Source organism: Nocardia sp. NPDC024068 (genome assembly GCF_040638875.1).
In the GTDB taxonomy this organism is placed as follows: domain Bacteria; phylum Actinomycetota; class Actinomycetes; order Mycobacteriales; family Mycobacteriaceae; genus Nocardia.
In genome coordinates this window covers 1-17,923 of sequence record NZ_JBEZYU010000018.1, presented here as the reverse complement: position 1 = coordinate 17,923, position 17,923 = coordinate 1, and the positions used below count along the sequence as shown (strand labels likewise).

General features: G+C 68.5%; 18 protein-coding genes. 10 read left to right on the top strand and 8 right to left on the bottom strand.

All coding sequences use genetic code 11. The features are described 5' to 3' along the window. Positions 1-1,030 precede the first annotated feature (1,030 nt). The 3 genes from AB0F41_RS16480 to AB0F41_RS16470 all read left to right on the top strand — a co-directional run bounded on the left by AB0F41_RS16480 (position 1,031) and on the right by AB0F41_RS16470 (position 3,982). Complete coding sequence (locus tag AB0F41_RS16480; RefSeq protein ID WP_357424514.1) at positions 1,031-1,702, top strand: hypothetical protein; 672 nt, start codon at positions 1,031-1,033, stop codon at positions 1,700-1,702. An 89-nt stretch (positions 1,703-1,791) separates the two neighbouring features. Next, positions 1,792-2,391, top strand: a complete 600-nt coding sequence (locus AB0F41_RS16475) for a dihydrofolate reductase family protein (RefSeq protein ID WP_357424513.1) — start codon at positions 1,792-1,794, stop codon at positions 2,389-2,391. Positions 2,392-2,692: 301 nt separating this feature from the next. Beyond that, positions 2,693-3,982 (top strand): lipase family protein, encoded by a 1,290-nt coding sequence (locus AB0F41_RS16470; RefSeq protein ID WP_357424511.1) that lies wholly within the window; start codon positions 2,693-2,695, stop codon positions 3,980-3,982. Between the two features lie 55 nt (positions 3,983-4,037). On the opposite strand, the gene AB0F41_RS16465 is transcribed toward AB0F41_RS16470, so the two are convergent. After that, positions 4,038-5,381 (bottom strand): helix-turn-helix domain-containing protein, encoded by a 1,344-nt coding sequence (locus AB0F41_RS16465; protein WP_357424509.1) that lies wholly within the window; start codon positions 5,379-5,381, stop codon positions 4,038-4,040. A gap of 233 nt (positions 5,382-5,614) precedes the next feature. On the opposite strand from AB0F41_RS16465, the gene AB0F41_RS16460 reads away from it, so the two are divergent. Beyond that, positions 5,615-6,397, top strand: coding sequence for a MerR family transcriptional regulator (locus AB0F41_RS16460; RefSeq protein WP_357424507.1), 783 nt, complete (start codon positions 5,615-5,617; stop codon positions 6,395-6,397). Continuing rightward, positions 6,397-7,185 (top strand): adenylate/guanylate cyclase domain-containing protein, encoded by a 789-nt coding sequence (locus tag AB0F41_RS16455; protein ID WP_357424505.1) that lies wholly within the window; start codon positions 6,397-6,399, stop codon positions 7,183-7,185. The genes AB0F41_RS16460 and AB0F41_RS16455 overlap by 1 nt, the downstream gene beginning before the upstream one ends. A gap of 155 nt (positions 7,186-7,340) precedes the next feature. Here AB0F41_RS16455 and AB0F41_RS16450 read toward each other — a convergent pair whose 3' ends face one another. Then, the gene (locus AB0F41_RS16450) at positions 7,341-7,799 is read right to left on the bottom strand and encodes a nitroreductase/quinone reductase family protein (RefSeq protein WP_357424503.1); all 459 of its coding nucleotides are present in this window, start codon (positions 7,797-7,799) and stop codon (positions 7,341-7,343) included. Between the two features lie 342 nt (positions 7,800-8,141). On the opposite strand from AB0F41_RS16450, the gene AB0F41_RS16445 reads away from it, so the two are divergent. Next, positions 8,142-8,720, top strand: coding sequence for a hypothetical protein (locus tag AB0F41_RS16445; protein ID WP_357424501.1), 579 nt, complete (start codon positions 8,142-8,144; stop codon positions 8,718-8,720). A 23-nt stretch (positions 8,721-8,743) separates the two neighbouring features. On the opposite strand, the gene AB0F41_RS16440 is transcribed toward AB0F41_RS16445, so the two are convergent. Further along, positions 8,744-9,670, bottom strand: a complete 927-nt coding sequence (locus tag AB0F41_RS16440) for a DUF5996 family protein (protein WP_357424499.1) — start codon at positions 9,668-9,670, stop codon at positions 8,744-8,746. A 47-nt stretch (positions 9,671-9,717) separates the two neighbouring features. Next, the gene (locus AB0F41_RS16435) at positions 9,718-10,158 is read right to left on the bottom strand and encodes a DUF2267 domain-containing protein (RefSeq protein ID WP_357424497.1); all 441 of its coding nucleotides are present in this window, start codon (positions 10,156-10,158) and stop codon (positions 9,718-9,720) included. 221 nt (positions 10,159-10,379) lie between these two features. Between AB0F41_RS16435 and AB0F41_RS16430 the strand changes: the two genes are divergently transcribed. Continuing rightward, complete coding sequence (locus tag AB0F41_RS16430; protein WP_357424495.1) at positions 10,380-10,811, top strand: DUF6069 family protein; 432 nt, start codon at positions 10,380-10,382, stop codon at positions 10,809-10,811. A 119-nt stretch (positions 10,812-10,930) separates the two neighbouring features. Here AB0F41_RS16430 and AB0F41_RS16425 read toward each other — a convergent pair whose 3' ends face one another. Continuing rightward, positions 10,931-11,521 carry a GNAT family protein gene (locus AB0F41_RS16425; RefSeq protein WP_357424493.1) on the bottom strand — a complete coding sequence of 197 codons (591 nt, stop codon included), beginning with the start codon at positions 11,519-11,521 and terminating at the stop codon, positions 10,931-10,933. Positions 11,522-11,652: 131 nt separating this feature from the next. Here AB0F41_RS16425 and AB0F41_RS16420 point away from each other — a divergent pair, with 131 nt between their 5' ends. Beyond that, positions 11,653-12,186 (top strand): hypothetical protein, encoded by a 534-nt coding sequence (locus AB0F41_RS16420; RefSeq protein ID WP_357424491.1) that lies wholly within the window; start codon positions 11,653-11,655, stop codon positions 12,184-12,186. Positions 12,187-12,297: 111 nt separating this feature from the next. On the opposite strand, the gene AB0F41_RS16415 is transcribed toward AB0F41_RS16420, so the two are convergent. The 3 genes from AB0F41_RS16415 to AB0F41_RS16405 all read right to left on the bottom strand — a co-directional run bounded on the left by AB0F41_RS16415 (position 12,298) and on the right by AB0F41_RS16405 (position 15,291). Continuing rightward, positions 12,298-13,347, bottom strand: a complete 1,050-nt coding sequence (locus AB0F41_RS16415) for a zinc-binding dehydrogenase (RefSeq protein ID WP_357424489.1) — start codon at positions 13,345-13,347, stop codon at positions 12,298-12,300. Positions 13,348-13,681: 334 nt separating this feature from the next. Next, a complete protein-coding gene (locus tag AB0F41_RS16410; protein ID WP_357424487.1) occupies positions 13,682-14,764 on the bottom strand; it encodes a serine hydrolase domain-containing protein in 1,083 nt (360 codons plus the stop codon). Positions 14,765-14,769: 5 nt separating this feature from the next. After that, positions 14,770-15,291, bottom strand: coding sequence for a pyridoxamine 5'-phosphate oxidase family protein (locus AB0F41_RS16405; RefSeq protein ID WP_357424485.1), 522 nt, complete (start codon positions 15,289-15,291; stop codon positions 14,770-14,772). 614 nt (positions 15,292-15,905) lie between these two features. On the opposite strand from AB0F41_RS16405, the gene AB0F41_RS16400 reads away from it, so the two are divergent. Then, complete coding sequence (locus AB0F41_RS16400) at positions 15,906-16,229, top strand: hypothetical protein (RefSeq protein WP_357424483.1); 324 nt, start codon at positions 15,906-15,908, stop codon at positions 16,227-16,229. 360 nt (positions 16,230-16,589) lie between these two features. Then, positions 16,590-17,840 (top strand): cytochrome P450, encoded by a 1,251-nt coding sequence (locus AB0F41_RS16395; protein WP_357424481.1) that lies wholly within the window; start codon positions 16,590-16,592, stop codon positions 17,838-17,840. Positions 17,841-17,923 lie beyond the last annotated feature (83 nt).

Sequence of the window (17,923 nt, the reverse complement as noted above, 5' to 3'; positions counted from 1 at the left end):
ACCGGTGAGCAGTGACGACCGCGCGGAGTCGAAGACGGGCGATTCCTTTCATATCGATCCGGACGCGGTGCGTGCCCTGACCGACGAACTACGCGGTATCGCCGACGATGCGGCCCGGACAGCCAGCGATCTGCGGGACGCGCTCACGGCTGCCGGGATGACCGAAACCGCAGCCGGCTGGGGCGATGACGAGATGGGCCGAGCGTTCGCGGAGCACTATCTGCCGAGCGCCGACGAGGGGATCGACGCGCTGGAGAACAGTGCCGGCGCCCTCCGGGAAATGGGGTCGCTGCTCGCCGAGTCTCTTTCGGCCTTCGAAGTACTGGATATCGCCGCCGCCCGGTCCGTGCGCGACCGGGCCGAGGTGCCGGAGCCACCGCTTGCGCGCAACGGAGCACGATCGCCGGATGACCGGCCGTCTTCACCTGCGGACGTTCCCATCCGTCGTGCCCCTGACGCTACAGAGGGGTTCGGTCGTCACCCGGCCGCACCGCCGGCGGGTCCCGCGACCGCACCAGGGGCGGAGAACGCAGTGGAATCCGCGACTTCCGAACCCGGGACACCACCCGCGGCAGGAGCCGACGCACCCACGCCGGGTACGTCCGCCGGGCCGGCAGGCCGTCGCCCGGATACGAGCCGGGCCGTCACCGGAACGCCGGCTTCCGGGGGACCCGCGACCGGTCCCACCCGCACGGAAAGCTCATCGGCACAGCCGCCTCGCGGCGCCGGGCCACACGCGCCCGGGGACCGTGGCACTGCCCGACCGCCTACTGCCAGACCGCCGTGGTCCGGGCGCTCACCGGCCGCGCAGTCACCCCCGGGAGACCGCCGGGCCCCGGCTACACCACGTGTGTCCGCACCGGACCAACAGGGCGCACCGCCCCGCCCCGCCTCGCCCCGGCCCGCACCGCCGGGACGAACCGGCCACCACGACCGAGCCGGGCGACCCGCCGCCGGCACACCGAAACCGCGCCCAACGAACTCACCGACCGGGGGGACGCCACCGCGATCTGTCACGGACCCCGCCGTAATGCGAATAGTCGACGAGCTGGCGGCCCGGCACGGCCTCCAGATCATCGGGTTCGACACTGCTGGGCTGGACGAGCCCACGGCCCGGGAGATCGCCGCCGCCGTCGACCGGGTGCTGGAACGACACCACACCATCGACCTGCGGGCGCTGGCGATCGCCGACCTGGGCGACGCACTGCCCGCGCGCCTGGACCGACCGGTCGTCTCGGGCCCCGGCGAACCGGAAGTCCGCGCGGCGCATATCGTGCTGGACCGCGCCGCCACCACCGACCCTGCCACCCTGGCCGCATCCCTCGAGAGGGCGACCGGGGGCCGCCGACCGGCGTCCGGGTCATCGGACCGCCCGCTGTACGCGACACTGGTCCGGGAACTCGGCCGCGCACTGGCCGCGGTGGGCGACAACGCGGCACACCGGCGCACTCAGCGCACGCTGATCGCCGAATACCTGAGAACAGCCGGCCCCGGCCATACGCGCGATCCGCTGGGCCGGATAGCAGGCGGCTACCGGCACTGGCGCGATCGGCTCAGCGGATGTTCACCCGCCACCCCTTTCGACCCGGGAGCGGCACTGGTGGAGGCATTCACCGAGGTCGAGCTGCTCGGCGACCGGGCGAGCACGGCGGCCGGAGCGCTCCACCAACTGCTGGTGGACACCGCGCGACAACGAACCTGACCGGTCGTATTCCCGCCGGGCCACGGCCGCCGGCCATTCTCGACAGCCCCCACCCGATGAATCCGGGCTGTTGCCGGCGTCTGCACAGTATGGCGCCAGTGACAATGCACGCGGTGGTTTCGGTCGACGGTTTCATCGCCGATGACAACGATGACGTCGGACCCCTCTTCGACTGGTATTTCAACGGCGAAGTACCGCTGGTCGAGGACGAAGACCTCGAACGCAACCACGCCCCGTTCCGGCTCGGCCGTCGCTCCTATGAATACACCCGCCCGTTCTGGGACAGCATCGGCGCCATGATCCAGGGGCGGCACCTGTTCGACATCACCAACGGCTGGGAGGCAAGCCCACCCGCCGGCGAACATCTGCTCGTCGTCTCGCACCGGCCCAAGCCCGAGGGCTGGCATCCCGAGGCGGATGTGCCCTTCTTCGACGATATCGCCGCGGCCGTCGCGGAGGCGAAACGCCGGGCCGGCGATCGGGTGGTGGCGGTGTGCGCCGGCGCGGTCGGCGGGCAGGCGCTGGCGCTCGGCCTGGTCGACGAGGTGGCGATGGACGTGGTGCCGGTGGTGTTCGGTTCGGGCAAAAGGTATTTCGGCCCGGTCGATACCCGGCATCTGCTCGAGGACCCCGATGTGGTCGTCCAGGGAGACCGGGTGCTGCACCTGAAATATCGCGTGCGCCGCTGACCGGGCCGGCCATCCACCGGGACCCGGCCCGGTGGGCGGTGGACCGACGCCGCCCGAATCACGGTCGCGACCTCCGGACCTCTGCCCGCTCTATGGCTTAGGCTTTGGCTTCGGCACCATGAATTGCCTGGTTCTGCGCTCGAACAGCTCACTCGCAGTATTCGATCTAGATCTACTGAATCGAAACGTCACGGTTTCCTGCTCACGATCCGCTGACCGGCAGAGTCGCATCGCGTCTGTGGCGATCGGGCCTTTCGGTTCAGTAGCTGCCCTGGTTGGAACCACATCGCGAAGGGTCGGTATGAAGAGCGAAAAACGTGCCTGGGTCGCCGCATTGACCGGAACTCTCGTAGCCGTCGCGGTCGGGACGATCGCCGCACCGCCGGCATGGACGCAGCCGGCGTCTCCGCAGCCGGAGGTGGCCGGGGGAGAAGTCCTGCGTGCCGAAGCGTCGCGTCCGGCGTGGTCGGCCCCCGGAATACCCGGGGCGGTATCGGCGCGGGCGACCCGCCTCACCTACGCCAGCAGCGACACCAATGACGCGCCGACCACGGTGGCGGGAACGTATCTGGAGCCGCTCGCGCCGTGGACCGGCCCGGGCGAACGCCCGCTGGTGGCGTACGCGGGCGGCACGCAGGGGCAGGGGCCCGAGTGCGCGCCCTCGGCGATGGTGTCGCAGGTGGTCCGGTTCCAGCCGCCGGCCGATGTGGTCGTCGAATACGACCTGATCGCGATCAATCAACTGCTGGCCCGCGGTATGTCGGTCGTGATGACCGACTATCACGATCTCGCCACCCCGGGCCCCCACAACTTCCTCAACCGGAAAACGCAGGGCCACGCGGTCCTGGACTCGGCGCGCGCCGCGCTGCGACTGCCGGGCACCGGTCTGCATTCCGGCTCGCCGGTCATGCTGTACGGCTACTCGCAGGGTGGGATGGCGTCCGCGGCCGCGGCCGAACTGCAACCGGCATACGCCCCCGATCTGGACGTGCGCGGCGCCTACGTGGGCGGGCCGCTGGCGGGCCCCCACGAATACATCGCGCACAGCGACGGTCAGCCCGGCGTCGCACCCGCCATCGCCTGGATTTTGAACGGCATCGCCGCCGACTATCCCGATACCCGCCCGGTGCTCGATGCCGCGCTCAACGACACCGGTAAGGCGATCCTGCGCGACTCGATGGGCAAATGCGGCGGCGGGCTCTCCAGCATCATGGCGCAACCCCAGAACACGTCCCGCTGGACCACCAGCGGACTGCCCATCGCGGCCGTGATCGACGGCTCTCCGGAACTGAAGAAGGCGTTCGGCGAGCAGCGGCTCGGCGGGTCCGCCCCCGCGGTACCGGTGCGTGTCTACTCGGCCCGCAACGATGAGGGGGTCGCTCCGTACCCGCTCGTGCGGGGTATCGCCGCGAGCTGGTGCGGTGGCGGGACGCCCGTCCAGCTGGAAGCGGATGCCACGGTGCCCCCGCTGTCCGGCATCCTGGGCACCCACGATGTGGCGTTCATCCCGTCGTTGACGACCTCGCAGCAGTGGGTGACCGATCGCCTCGCCGGTGTGCCGGCCCCCGTGAACTGCGCGGCCCTGCCCTAGTCGTGCGGGCGGTCGGTCGCTGCACTCGCCGACCCGGCGGGATCTGCGATCGCCGTCAGCCGACCCCGGCGGGTTCGGCCGGGACCGCGGGCACCGGCCGGATGCCGGCGGACGCCTGCACCGCGACCGCGGGGTGCCCGGGGCTCTTCGCCGATGCCGGTACCGGCATCGCCGCCGCCATCGAGCCGGTTTCGTAGGCGCCCGCGACGAGGGCCGCCTGGAGATGCCACAGATCGTCGGCGCGGGCGGGATCCAGGCCGGTGTGCTGGGCGATGCGGCGCAACCGGTAGTCGAGGGTGTTGGCGTGGATGTAGAGCGCGCGGGCGGTGATCTGACGGTTGCGGTCGTTGGCCAGGTGGGTGGCGAGAGTCTGCAGCAGTTCGGGCTGGGACAGCAACGGGTCCAGCGCCGTCGCCAGCTGCCGCCGCGCCGGCCCCGGCCGGGTGATCTGGTATTCCACCGCCAGATCGGCGATCCGGTACAGCCGGGCGGGCCGGTGCAGACGCTGGGCGAGGTCGAGCAGTTCGTGCGCGCGGCGGGTGGCGTCGGGAACCTCGTCGTGGCGCGCGTGCACGACGGTGGCCAGCAGCGGTTCACGGGTCGCGCTCCGCAGGCGCTCGAACAGGTGGGTCACCGCGGAATCGTCGGGTCTGTGCTGAGGTACGAGGACGGTGCCGCCGGCTTCGCTGAGCCGGGCGGGCGGCATCTCACCCCCGAGACAGAGTTCGGCGCGCAATCGGCGCAGCCGGCGCCGGGTCTCGATACCGTCGTCGCCGGAACCGGCGGCGGCGCCGGGGAGCGCGAGGGCGAGCACCGCGTAGGAATCCGCACTCCGGAAACCACTCTCGCGGGCCGTCTCCGCGGTACTCGTACCCGAGATCAGCGCGGTGGCCAGCGCCTCGGCCCCGGCGTGCCGGGCCGCGGTATGGGCCCGCAACTCACGCAGGTAGGCCCGAGTGAAGCCGGTGTTGACCTGGTCCAGTAGCGCGGCCAGCCGCTGGCCGGCGGCCACCATCATCGGACTGTCGGTGCTGTCGGATCGTCCGGCCAGCAAGTCCAGCACGAACCGGAACCCGAGGTGGGTGGCGTGCTGCACGGCTTCCAGCGCCACCCCTTCCGCGGCCCAGCCCTCGATCCTGCTCGCCAGCGGCTCGGGGACGGCGCGCACCGTACGGCCCTGCAACGCCGCCGCCACCAGGTCCAGGCACCCGGCCACCACCTCGGCGGCTTCGCGGCGCAGCACACCGCACGGCATCGTGACACCGGATTCGGCACCGTCGGTACCGGCCAGATGGTCCAGCAACCGCTGGGACAGCCGGGGCGTACGGCTCAGATGTGTCACCGCGGGTATCCCGGCGATCTCCAGTTCCGGAATGGCGTGAGAGCTGCTCGTCGGCACCGGCGTCGACCTCCTTGCTATCTATGGACGGACTCTGCGCAATCCGCTGAGCGCTCCGTCCATATCAGTAGAAACTGTAACCGATGGTGAGTTGCGCCACAATCGAGGCGCTCGTATCCAGCGTTGACGCGAAGTGAGCCGGAAGATTGCTGTGTTCGAACCAGCATCTACTGAGACAGTGTGGCTAAGCTTGCCGTCATTCGGCTCGCGGACCGGTGAGTGGGAGGACGACAATGACGCCACGAACACAGGAGTACCGAGTTGCCGAACTGGCCGAAGCCGCCGGTGTCGCGGTACGCACGGTGCGCTACTACCAGGAACGCGGCCTGCTCGAGGCCCCGCGCCGGCAAGGCCGGCACGCCTTCTACAACCACACCCACCTCGAGCGGCTGAGACTCGTCGCCGACCTGCTTGCCCGCGGCCACAGCCTGGAAGGTATCGCCGACCTGCTGACGAGCGCCGAGCACGGCGGTGGGGTCTCGGAACTGCTGGGATTCGAATCGGCGGCCTCGGTGGCATGGGGGGACGACGAAGTCGATATCGACTTCTCCGAAATGCTGGACCGCTTCGGTGAACAGGCGACCCCGGAGGCCATCACCGAGGCGATCGCCCTGGGCTATCTGCGCATCGAAGACGACCGCTTCGTCTATTCCAGCGGGCGGCTGCTGGAGGCCGCGTCCGCGTTCGTCGCCGTGGGCCTCCCGCTCCGCTCGATACTCGCGTTGAGCTGGGAACTGGAGGCGGCTTTCGACCGGATGGCCTTCGCGTTCGTCCGTGAGTTCCGGGTCAACCTGGTCAACCAGGTCCTGGAAGACCCCTCTCCCGAACGATTACACGACCTCGCCGGCACCCTCGCCGAACTCCGTCCGGCGGTGCGCCTGGTCGCCGACGAACTCCTGGCCCGGGCCATGGACCGCCGTATCCACGCGGACCTGCCCGAGGTCTCCCAGCAGTTGAGCGCGGCCGCCGGACCGGAATCCACGCCCCGCGATCCGGGACCGGACGGGACGCGGTGATGCTCGCCTATGTTCTCGCGGCGATCGCCGTATCCGAGGCCGTCGGCCTGATCGTGCTGTGGCGGTTGCTGGTGCGCAGCCGGCACGAGCTGGCCGAACTCCAGCGCCGGCCCGACACCCGGCAGTTGCTGATGAACGGCGGCCGGGAAGCGGTGAAAACCGTCTGGCAGACCGCGAGCCTGGTGCGCCGGAAGGGGTTGCGCGCGGCGGTACTCAGCTCGATCGAAGACCTGGCCGGTTGGGCGCAGGTCGAAAGACCCGATCTGGCGCGACTCACCGCCGGGGGCGATGTCGTCATCGCGTTCTCCGATATCGAAGGATCCACCGCGCTCAACGAACGGCTGGGCGATCGCGCGTGGGTCGCCCTGCTGGGCCGGCACGACCGGTTGATCCGCGGACTCGTCGCCGGGCACGACGGGCATATCGTGAAAAGCCAGGGCGACGGCTTCATGATCGCCTTCGGCGACGCCGAACAGGCGGTGCGCTGCGGCCTGGAGGTGCAGGGCGCCCTCGGCACCGGCGCCGGACCCATGGCCGGTGTCCGCGTCCGCATCGGGATCCATATGGGCCGCTCGGTTCGCCGCGGTGACGATCTCTTCGGCCGTAATGTCGCGATGGCCGCCCGGGTGGCCGCGCAGGCGCAGGGCGGCGAGATCCTCGTCAGCGAGGAGGTGCGCGACGCTGTGGCCGGCCGGCCGGATATCGCCGTCAGCACTGCTCGCGAAGCCGAACTGAAGGGGTTCAGCGGGTCCTACCAGTTGTACTCGGTCGCCGCGGGAGCGGCATGACCGTCCCGTCCGACCAGCTCCGCGCCGAGCGCGGCGAGCTCGCCCCGCACCGCAAGCGCTGAATCATCTCGGGCAGTTCGGGTCCGGTCCGGCCCGCCCGGCGGCATCACGAGCAACGTCCACTATGTGGAGATCCTCGCCGGGCGACACCCGCGCTAGCCGGACAGACCCGATACCCGTTCCACCGCCACCAGCGGGATCTCCCGCTCGGTCTGCTGCTGATGCGCGGCCATATGCGGGAACCGTTCTGCCAGCATCGCCAGCAGCCGCTCGCGTTCGGTTCCGGTGGCGGTGGCCGCGGTACCGGTGAACAGGTCGATTCCGGCCGGGGTCGGACGCTCGATGATGACCTGTGGTTCGGCGACCAGATTCCGGTACCACGCCGGATGCTCGGCGGCCGCCATATTGGACGCCCACAATACGATCCGATCGCCACCGTCGGTCAGGTAGCCGAGCGGCACGATATGTTGCCGCCCGCTGCGCCTGCCGACGGTGGTCAGCAGGACGAGGTCGGCCCCCTTCAGCATCCCGTCCATCGTGATCTCCCCACCGTTGGCGCGGAAATCCTCGACCACGGACCGATTGAACGCGCGCATATCACTCGGCAACGACATCTGCGGAATACTAGTCCCCGAACGCCGCCGCGCCCGGCCGAAAGGGGTGCCCGGCAGCCGATCGACACCGTCCACTACGCCGGCCGGACGCATCTCGGAGCCCGCCGACGTCATTGCCGGCTGTGGGGCTCGGACCGCCCGTACGGTTTCGAGCCCACCCCAAGAGTTGGGGTCTACCCACGAACGCCGTGGTCGGTAGTGTCGGATCCGCTGAGCCGGAACCGGTTACGTCTCGGCCGGGCCGGGGAGGATCACATGAATATGGGCCGCTGGGTCCACTGGAAGCGGCCGCGGCCGAGTTCTGGGGCGACGGTCGGCTGTGTCGACAGGAGTGGGGGAGAAATGACGACCTCTTCAGTGCGTACCGGATCACGGTTGATGATTGCTGCCGTGGGTGTCGCGGTGCTGGCCGGCTGCGGTTCCGGAGGTCCGGTGGATACCGTGGCGGAGCCGGCCGGAACATCGACCGCTGCCGCGGCGGAGCCGACCGGTGCGGCGACCTCGACGACAGCCGTTCCCGAAGACTGTCCCGCGCCGGAGGTCTGGGATGTCGGTGCCCCCGGTTTCGAGGATCTGAAGACTGCTGTCACCACAGCGGACCTTCCGGCGGGAGCATGTGTGACCGTGGTGAGTCCGGTAGAAAGCCATGGGCGGCCGGACGACTGGCTGGCCTTCTACATCGGCGTCTCTGCCCCCGCGGCGGCACAACCGGATGATCTACGCCCGGTGGCCACCCATATCGCGCGGTTGTGGAAGGAAAGCGAGCTCGGGCGGCGGACGGACGAACTCAGGATCGTCAATTCGTATCCGGTGGGGTACAACGAGTATCTCCGCGACCTGGACTTCCGGAACTATCCATGGAACGGGACGCCTTCTCGTGCAGCCGATCTGGCGAGGTGGACGGTCACGTCCATCGGGTGAAGCGGGCGGACCGGCCGCGACGCTCACCGGATCCGAGGCGCGATCGCGTCCAGGTGTTCGCGGTCCCAGCCGGCGGTGTCGGCGGCGGCGCCGTAGGTGGATCGGAGGAACTCCAGCACGGTGGTCTCGGGTTCGGCGGCGGTGCGTACGGCCTCGTAGGGAAGCAGGAACTCGTGCACGGATGCGTCGTAGTAGGCGTCCTGCGGCCGGATCGGTGTCGTCGCGTAGGCGTCGGGCTCGGGATAGGCGTAGGCGTAGAAACTGCCCTCGGCCGAGCCGCCGGGCCAGAAACCGGCACTGGCCAGTTCGTGTGAGTAGCCTTCGACCATCACCCAGTCGGCGCAGTTCGGGGCGCCGCCGGGATGTGGTGGGGCGGTGCGTCCGGAGAACCGGGTACAGGCCAGGTCCATCGCACCCCAGAAGAAGTGCACGGGGCTGGTCTTGCCGGCGAACTCCCCGCGGAACTGGTTCAGGACGCGGTCGGCGGCCACCAGCTGGCGCCAGAAGGTATTGGCGTGGTCCCGGTCGTAGGTGGCATGCGTCGTGTCTTCGGCGAACGGAATCGCGTTTTCCACCTCGACCGGTCTGGCCAGGATCGTGATGTCGATACCCAGCGCGTCCAGGGCTGTCATCACTTCTTCGTAGAACGCGGCCACGGTCTTGGGTTCCAGATTGATCCGGTGCCGGGCGCCGGTGCAGGACCGGATCTGCAGCTCGTGGTCGATGAAGTCGAATTCGATATCGAACGTCCCGTAGTCGTAGGGGATCGCCGAGGTCGTCAAACCCCGTGCGGAGACGTAGAGGGTCACCTGCCACCAGTGGTTGACCATCGGGGCGCGGGCCAGGCGGAGTTTGCCGATGATCTGTGTCCACATATGCAGTGTGTCGCGGGTGCCGGTCCAGTCGTCGACCCGCAGAGCCGGCCAGACTTCGTTCGAGGTGGTGCGCATATCCGTCCCTTCGGCTGGGCGCACCCGGGGGATCGGGCGGTGGTGCGTCAGGCTCCGGCCATCGAACTCTCACCGCGCAGCACGCTGCTCAGGCGTTCCGGGAACACGGCGAAGACATGATCCAGCTGGCCGGGCGACATCATCCGGTCCAGTGCGGACGTGACGCAGCCCGCGGTGAACGAAACGTCGCCCACCGAGATGCCGGCGCGTTCGGCGAACTCGTCGGCGAACTCCGCGACACCGTGGCTCCCCGGTACACGGCTCGGTACCCACCCCTCGTACCAGATGCCGCGCAGGAAATCGGGTAGCTGGGCGGTGAGGTGTGCGGAATTCGCCACGCCTATCCGGTCCCGGACGGTGTGCATCCACGCGCGCAGCGCGCGCAGCGTGAAGGTGAGATCTTCGGTGCCCATATCGTCGGCGACGGCGCGCAGCCAGGTGTGGGCGGTGTGCATGCCGGCGGCAAGGGGATCACTGTGATGCGTCATTGGTGTACCTGCCTTCCAGGTGGCCGGTCCGATGCGCGGGTCGATACCGTAATTCTACGGCTTCACCAGGCCGGACAGCAGGTTCGATTCCGGTCTCCACGGCGCACCGGCGACCGACTGGAGAGTGATCTGCGACACGCCGCGACCCGAAGGATTGACCTAAATATTTGTTGAGGTTTCAGGATGGTCTCACACGAACTTCACAGCTTCAGGAGACCGCCATGAGCACCACCACCGCCACCGCAGCCCGCATCCCCGCACTGAATCGTCCCGTCGCCCTCTTCGGTGCGATCGGCGCCGCGCTCCTGGCCAATATCGTCGTCTGGCTGCTCGGTGCGGCCGCCGGTGGCAGTTTCGAAATGACCGACGCGGGCACGGCACAGAGCGTCGCTCCCGGCGGAATCGTCATGCTGACCGTGGTCCCGCTGCTGATCGGTCTCGGCGCGGCAGTGCTGCTGTCCTACAAATGGGTCGGTGTGCTGCGGGTCGCCGCGGTGATCGGTTCGGTGCTCGCGATCGCCACCATCGGTATGACGGTGAGTGCCGACTTCGATACCGCGTCCACGATCGCGCTGTCGATCACGCACCTGACGCTGGTCCCCGCCCTCGTCGTCGCCACGGAGGGCCTGCGCCGCACATTGATCGAGGGGTGACAGGAACTGACCGGTAGGCCCGCATCCGAGGGATGCGGGCCTACTCGCTGTCGAAGATCGGGGCCCGAGCGGCCGTACGGGCATCGGCGGGGAGGCCGGAGGAGAGTTCCCGCAGGAATTCAGCGGCCGGCGACCCATTCGTGCGCGAGAATCGACATCGGCGTCGCATCGATCCACTCGTCCCGATAACGCAGCGATTCGCGCAGGACTCCTTCGGCCCGGAAACCCACCTTCTCGTAGACGCGGCGGGCCCGCGGGTTGAAGGCATAGACCTCCAACGAGATCCGGTGCAGGCCGAGCCGCTCGAAACCGTAGCCGACCAGCAGGCGGGTGGCCTCGGTGCCGAGCCCGCGTCCCCGCCCGGCGGGACCGAGCAGAATGCGGTAATTGCAGCTGCGGTTGGCGGGATCCCACCGATTCAGTACGGCTTCCCCCACGCACCGGCCGCCGGTCTTGTCGACGACCGCGAGGTCGAGCCGGTCCGGCTGGGCGTCCCGGCTCGCGTACCATTCCCGCAGCGCCCGGACCTCGTCCGGGGCCTCGGGCGCGAGTTCCGCCGGCTCGTCGGCAACGCTGCCCGTCAGCCTGCGGACCTCCGGGTCGCGCAACGCCTCGCGTATGGCGTCGAGGTCCTCGTCGACGAACGGCCGCAGCAGCACCTCTCGGCCCGTGAGTACAGGTTTGACAGCGAAATCCGCGAGCTGGGGCACCGATCCATTATGTGCTTGTTTCGACCGATCACGCCGACGACGGCAGTGATCTCGACCGCTGCCCCGACCGGAAAGCACTGCCGCGGTGGGTGAAATGTAATGGATACGAGGCGGTGCGCGATCATTTGTGCATGACGATCGCACGGAAATTGGCCACGACAGCAGCGACCGGTCTCGTCGGTGCGGCGATGGCCGTGACAGCGCCGGGCGTCGCCGGCGCCGCCGATCCCTGCCAGCTCGGATGGTCGAACGTCGGGCCCCGGACCTGCGCCATGACAGAGGTGCGGACGGCTCCGGCCTGGACGCTGGGCAACGGTATCTGCGTCGGCATGCTGAGTGCCGCCGGGGTCGCCTACGACGGCCCGCTGGACCGGTACAGCGCCTTTCCGGGGACGGCCCATTCCATAGAACTGCGGATCACACAGGGCTTCTCCCCGCTGGGCAACTACGCGCCGACCCTCCTGGCGTGTGATGTGACGGCGATCGTGGACTGGCGCAACCTCGATACCGGCCGGACCGGTTCGGTGAGCCATTTCATCCCTGCCGGCAACACCAGTACCCGGCCGTTCTACTTGCACGTGGACTCGGGCCCGGGGCGGGTCGCGCTCACGGTGCGCACCGACCGTCCGGGCATTCCGGCAACGGCCGAAGTGTTCGTCCCCTGACCGGCACCGCACCGATCATGACCGCACGTGGCCGATAGGCCCGCCGTGCCGACCGGGTGGGCGCAGCGGAATCCCGGTTGCGCCCGCCTTCGCACGGCTTCCGGGCAGAACTCAGGGGTGCAGGACGATCTTGCCCACATGCCCCCGGCGGGCGAGCTGTTCCTGCGCCAGGGCGGCTTCTTCCAACGGGTAGGCCGCGGCGATGACCGGGTGGATCGCGCCGCGCACGGCCAGGTCCACGAGGAGGCGGAAGTGGGTGCGGGTATGCATCGCGGAGCCGATCAGCTGCGCGTTGTGCAGATAGAGCCGCCGCACATCGAAGTGCACGTCGTAGCCGCCGAGTGCGCCGGCGACGACCCACCGGCCGCCCTCGCGTAGCAACGGCAGTCCCGCGGCCACGAGATCGCCGGCGACGACGTCGAGCACCACATCGATCCCTTCCGGGGCGGTGGCCCGGACCTGCTCGGCAATATCTCTCGCGCGGTCGACGACTTCGTCCGCGCCCGCCGCACGCACCGACTCGCTTTTGGATCCGGTGCTGATGGCGATCACTCGTGCGCCTCGCGCGCGGGCGATCTGCACCAGCGCGAGGCCGACACCACCCGACGCTCCCGAGACCAGAACGGTTTCCCGCTCCCGCAGGCGGCCCCGTTCGATCATGCCCAGGGCGGTGCCGTAGGCGGTCGGCAGACTCGCGAGCTGATCGTCGGTCAGCGCGGATTCTGTGACGTCGTGCGCACGGTCGGCCGGCGCTGTCACATATTCGGCGTAACCGCCGTCGCGTTCGCTTCCCATCAACCCCACCGGATTCGCGTCCGGCCCCTCGCTGTCGTAGATCGCCGGGTCCACGACCACCCGGCGACCGATGAGGCGTTCATCCACGCCCGGTCCGACCGCGGCGATCCGCCCGGCGATATCGGCGCCCTGGATGCGCGGAAAGTCGATCGGGCCGCGCCAGCCCGACCGTGCCCGCGGGTCGCCCGGGCGGCCGTACGCGCCCTCGCGGGTCCACAGGTCGGTGTTGTTCAGCGCCACGGCGTTCACCCGGACAAGCACCTCCCCTGCTTCCGGGCTGGGCACCGCCACGTCCACCGGCTCCAGCACCTCGGGACCGCCGTGGTGCGCGATCCGCACCGCACGCATGGTCTCGGATGTCGTCATTCCGCAACCTCCTCTGGGTATACCGATCTGTGAACATCCTCCAGGCTAGGTGGCTCGGCGGAGTGGCGCCACGTTGGACAGTGCGAGGTCGGCGTGAGTGACTTGATGCGGGCGGACGCTTTGATCGACGCTCTCCTCGACGGCGTCATCGCACCCCGGATCTCGCAGGCGAGGCCGGGCCGGCCCCCGCTCGGGCCGGACGAATGCGCTCGTGCCGTTCTCGTCGATGCGCCCCACCTGCCGAGCGCTTCCATCGGCTCCACGGCGGGAAGGGCGACCGCACCGTCCCGGCGCGATCAGACCGATCATCAGGCCGACGTGGACACCTCGAGACTCAAGCCGGCGGGTCGGTCGCGGCTGCGGTCAGTTCCGCGAGTCGTCGCGCGGTGTCGAACTGCGGGGTGAGTCGGGTCTTGGTCATGGCGAACGAGAGGCCGGTGGCGGTGTCGGCATAGACGTAGCTGCCGCCGCCACCGACCCAGCCGAACGCGGTCGATGACTCATCCGGCCGCGCGCCCAGGCGACCGAGGGGGTAGCCCAGGGCGAGTCGCGCGGGGGTGCCGAACACCTGGTCGGTGCCCTCGAAGGCCACGGCGGTGACCTCGGCGAGCTGGTGTGCGTCGATGAGCCGGCCGTCGAGGAGCGCGGCATTCGCGGCGGCGATTCCCCGCGCGGTGAAGGTGCCGACCGAGGGGATGTCCGCCTGCAGGATTTCGCGACTGTTGCCCATGGCCGCGGTCGGTTGCATTTCCCAGGGCGCCAGGACGGTATCGCTGCCGGGCGGGGGCGCTGGGCCGGTGTCTTCGAGACGTGCCAGCCGGGGCAGGTCGGTTCGGGGAACACCGAAGTACAGCTCGCCGTCGAGGCCCAAAGGGGTGGCGATCCATTCGTGGAGAAGTTGCCGCATCGGTTTGCCGGTCGCCCGGCGCGCGATCTCTCCGACGAGGAAGCCGAAGGTGAACGAGTGGTACCCCGTCGCGGTCCCGGGTCGCCACAGCGGTTCGGCGGCGGCGATGGCGGTGCAGATTCGCGTCCGGTCGGCCAGGTCTGCGGGTCCGATATCGCGAGGCATCGCCGGTACACCGATCGTGTGGGTGAGCACGTGTCGCAGAGTCGCGGACTCTTTCCCGTGGGCGCCGAACTCCGGCCACAGATCAACCACCGGTGTGTCGTATCCGACGGCGCCCGTCCGGACCAGCAGGTGCGCGATCAGCGACGCCATGGTCTTGCCGGCGGAGAAGCTGAAGAACGGAGTCTCCGGGGTCACCCGGCGCCCGGTCGCGTTGTCGGCGATCCCGGCGCCGGCGTCGACAACCAGTGCGCTGTGCCGGTATACGGCGACCTGCAAGCCGGTTTCGGCACCGGTATCGACGAACTGGTCGATGGCGCTTTGGATCCGCTGCTGCAATGCGGGCATCGTCGTCACCGGCTCGGCCATGTGTAGCGGGTCTGGCTGGAGGTCGGTAACTTGCCGAACGCGAAACCGACCGTCGGCGCGACCCGATACAGCCTGACGTCGCCGGTGATGACCGCCTCACCCAGCCGATACCAGCTGCCCGCACGGTCGGTCAGATGTGGTCCGTACTTCCGTTCGAAGTCCGCGGCGGCCTGTGCGCGCTCGGAGCGCTCATCCACGACGGACGCGGCACCCTCGATCACCACGTCCACACCGGTCAAGGTGTTCGTGCCGGTCGTCAGCACACAGTGCGGATTGTGGTCGAGGTTGAGCGCCTTACGCTCCTGACCACCCGTGGTGAAGCACATACCACCCAGACTCCACGCCGCCAGCAACGGCGTCACGTGGGGTCGTCCGTCCGGGCGCACCGTGGAAAGCCAGAACACTTCCGCGGCCCGGAGGACCGCCGATGCCGACTCCCACGGCGTCGCCTGCGCGTCCGGAGAAGAGAACGGTCCCAGCACAACATCCGGTTCACGGTCCGACATGTCACCTCCTCGAGGCCGACCGGGCTTGCTCGGTCGGCCGACACCGGTTCGAACAGTGACGGCAAGCCGCCCGGCTCGCCCGCCCGCGGGTTTGCGTGGCCATGTAGTGATGACGTGAGTTCGCCGGGAAACTCATCGGTCAGCGCAGGTATCAGAGCTGGCGAGAACCACGTGGCCCTGTTCTCCTCGACCGGGGAATCATCGGACTCATGGCCGGAAGCGTCGAGGACCTCGCCGAGGGGGTCGGGTCCACCTCGGCGTAGCCGGAACAAGGTGCCTGGTCCCTTTCTGACAGGCCGGGCGAACCTCGCCGAATTATGTTCGGGCCCAAAGTCGGAAGCCTGTCTGATCTGCTTGGTGGGCAATATATTTCCCGCTGAATCAGATAACCCGCTCGTCAGGGAATTACGGCGGGTACAGACCACTCGATAATAGCGTTACCCAGTTATGATCTCCCGCAAACAATTGCATGCGATCCACGCCGAATCTCTCCGGATGATTGGCTCGCGGGATGCCTTGGACGGTGCATCGTGCCAGTACAGGGTCGTAGCAGCGCATGCCACGGACCGAGACTCCAGTTGACAAGATCGTTTGTCGGCCCGCAGGATCATTCCGTGTCAAATGAACATTTTATGTGGAAATCGGTCGTTTCGAAAATTGTTGCGGTTGCGGCCTTCGTGGCGGCTGGTCTCGGTGTCGCCACCGGCACCGCGTCGGCAGAAAGAGGCGTAGACGATTGCATCGCCTACTCGTATGAGGCGGGCATCATGCACACCACGGTCTATTTCCACAATCGCTGTAATTCGACGCAGGGCGTCACGGTGTATCCGGCGGAGAACGGGTGCGGTAATTGGACAACCAGGCTCGCTCCCGACGAGAAGAGTAATCATGAGTTCGGCCGGTGCGGAGTGTCGGCCGTGAGCAACGTGGACGGCTGACCGCAGGCACCCGGCGCCGGTGACTTGCGCGATCAGCGGACTCGTCACGTGCTATCCAACTGGGCAGCCGACCCGGCGTCGGGGCCGGGCCGAGCGTCATCGACCGGTCGGTGGTCCCCGGGTACAGCAGTGAACAGGTAGGTCGAGACCGCCGGAAGCTCGGACCGGTTGCCGCGGCGACGCACCCGTGCCCGCCGGTAGTCATGTATACGCAGCAGGTTGTGTTCGAGGCTCCGCCAAAAATGTTGGACCGTAACGTTTCCCGGTAGCATGCGCCAGCATGTCCACGCAACGAATACCAGGCCGCGCGGCAGCAGGCCGACCGGGACACGAGGAGGCGTCGCGCGGGGGAGTCACGCGTTGAGCAATCCAGCTCCGGGCTCGCAGGGAGAATCCCTGATCGCCCAGGGGTGCCCGGTATCGGCCGGGTCGTCACATGTCCGGCTGGATACCCCTTCGTTCGCGGCCGATCCGCACCGCGCCTACGCGGAAATGCGACGTCACGGCCCATTGGTGCCGATCGAGCTTGCTCCGGGTGTGCCGGCGACGCTCGTGATCGGTTACCAGGTGGCCATGCAGATCCTCAATGACGAGCCCCATTTCCCCGCCGATCCACGTCGATGGGAGAAGACCGCACCCGCGGACTCCCCGATGGTGCCGATGCTGGGCTATCGCCAGAATGCGCTGCGAACCGCGGGTCTGGAGCATGAGCGCTACCGGCGAACCATCATGGCGGCGTTGGATACCGTCGATATGCACAAGGTTCACGGTGCGGTTGCCCGGGCCGCCGATGCGCTGATCAACGACTTCTGTGAACGCGGTACCGCCGATCTGCGAACGGACTACGCGTATCCGTTGACCTTCCGGGTCCTGAGTGAACTGATGGGCTTTCCCGAAGACGCTGCGACCGCCGCTTACCACGGTATGGCCGCGATGCTGGAGGGAGTGGGCGCCGAAGAGGGGCAGCAGCGTTTCGTCGAGGCTCTGATCGGAGTTGTCGAGCAGAAGCGGGCCGAGCCGGGCGACGATCTGACCTCGGAGCTGCTGAAGCATCCGGACGGGCTCGATGCCATGGAGATGGTGAATCAGGCCGCGCTCCTGTTCTCGATGGGTACGGAGCCGACCTGCAATCTCATCCTCAATGCGTTGCTGCTGTTGATGACCGACGAGCAGTACGGAGGTGAGGTACTCAGCGGTGCCATGGCCACCCGGGACGCCATCGACGCGGTGCTGTTCGAGGATCCGCCGTTGGCGAACTGGTGCGCGAGCTACCCCAGGCAGCCGCAACTCGTCGGCGACGTGTGGCTGCCCGCCGATCAGCCGGTGATCATCAGCTTGGCCGCGTGCAACAACGATCCCAGCGTCGTCGGCGGTGACCGCAGGGGCAACCGGTCGCACCTCGCGTGGGGCGGCGGCCCGCACGGCTGCCCGGCCCAGACCCTCGCCCAGACGATTACCGCGCAGGGCATCGACCTGCTGCTCGACGCCCTCCCGGATATCCGCCCGAAAGTAGAGGCGCAGCAACTACCGTGGCGGCAGGGGCCGTTCCATCGCGCGTTGGCGGCGCTACCGGTCGAGTTTCCGGCGTGCCCGCCGATGCGTCTCGTCTGATCGAGTAACGCCCGATATCAAGCGGTGGTGGGGGGCGCGGGTGCGGCCCCCCCCCACGCCTGACCACCCCTCACTTAAGAGCT

Excerpts from the sequence above, each read along its gene's own strand:
- AB0F41_RS16480 (WP_357424514.1), top strand. The coding sequence starts at position 1,031 with ATGCGAATAGTCGACGAGCTGGCGGCCCGGCACGGCCTCCAGATCATC.
- AB0F41_RS16475 (WP_357424513.1), top strand. The coding sequence starts at position 1,792 with ATGGCGCCAGTGACAATGCACGCGGTGGTTTCGGTCGACGGTTTCATC.
- AB0F41_RS16470 (WP_357424511.1), top strand. The coding sequence starts at position 2,693 with ATGAAGAGCGAAAAACGTGCCTGGGTCGCCGCATTGACCGGAACTCTC.
- AB0F41_RS16460 (WP_357424507.1), top strand. The coding sequence starts at position 5,615 with ATGACGCCACGAACACAGGAGTACCGAGTTGCCGAACTGGCCGAAGCC.
- AB0F41_RS16455 (WP_357424505.1), top strand. The coding sequence starts at position 6,397 with ATGCTCGCCTATGTTCTCGCGGCGATCGCCGTATCCGAGGCCGTCGGC.
- AB0F41_RS16450 (WP_357424503.1), bottom strand. The coding sequence starts at position 7,799 with ATGTCGTTGCCGAGTGATATGCGCGCGTTCAATCGGTCCGTGGTCGAG.
- AB0F41_RS16445 (WP_357424501.1), top strand. The coding sequence starts at position 8,142 with ATGACGACCTCTTCAGTGCGTACCGGATCACGGTTGATGATTGCTGCC.
- AB0F41_RS16440 (WP_357424499.1), bottom strand. The coding sequence starts at position 9,670 with ATGCGCACCACCTCGAACGAAGTCTGGCCGGCTCTGCGGGTCGACGAC.
- AB0F41_RS16435 (WP_357424497.1), bottom strand. The coding sequence starts at position 10,158 with ATGACGCATCACAGTGATCCCCTTGCCGCCGGCATGCACACCGCCCAC.
- AB0F41_RS16430 (WP_357424495.1), top strand. The coding sequence starts at position 10,380 with ATGAGCACCACCACCGCCACCGCAGCCCGCATCCCCGCACTGAATCGT.
- AB0F41_RS16420 (WP_357424491.1), top strand. The coding sequence starts at position 11,653 with ATGACGATCGCACGGAAATTGGCCACGACAGCAGCGACCGGTCTCGTC.
- AB0F41_RS16415 (WP_357424489.1), bottom strand. The coding sequence starts at position 13,347 with ATGACGACATCCGAGACCATGCGTGCGGTGCGGATCGCGCACCACGGC.
- AB0F41_RS16410 (WP_357424487.1), bottom strand. The coding sequence starts at position 14,764 with ATGCCCGCATTGCAGCAGCGGATCCAAAGCGCCATCGACCAGTTCGTC.
- AB0F41_RS16405 (WP_357424485.1), bottom strand. The coding sequence starts at position 15,291 with ATGTCGGACCGTGAACCGGATGTTGTGCTGGGACCGTTCTCTTCTCCG.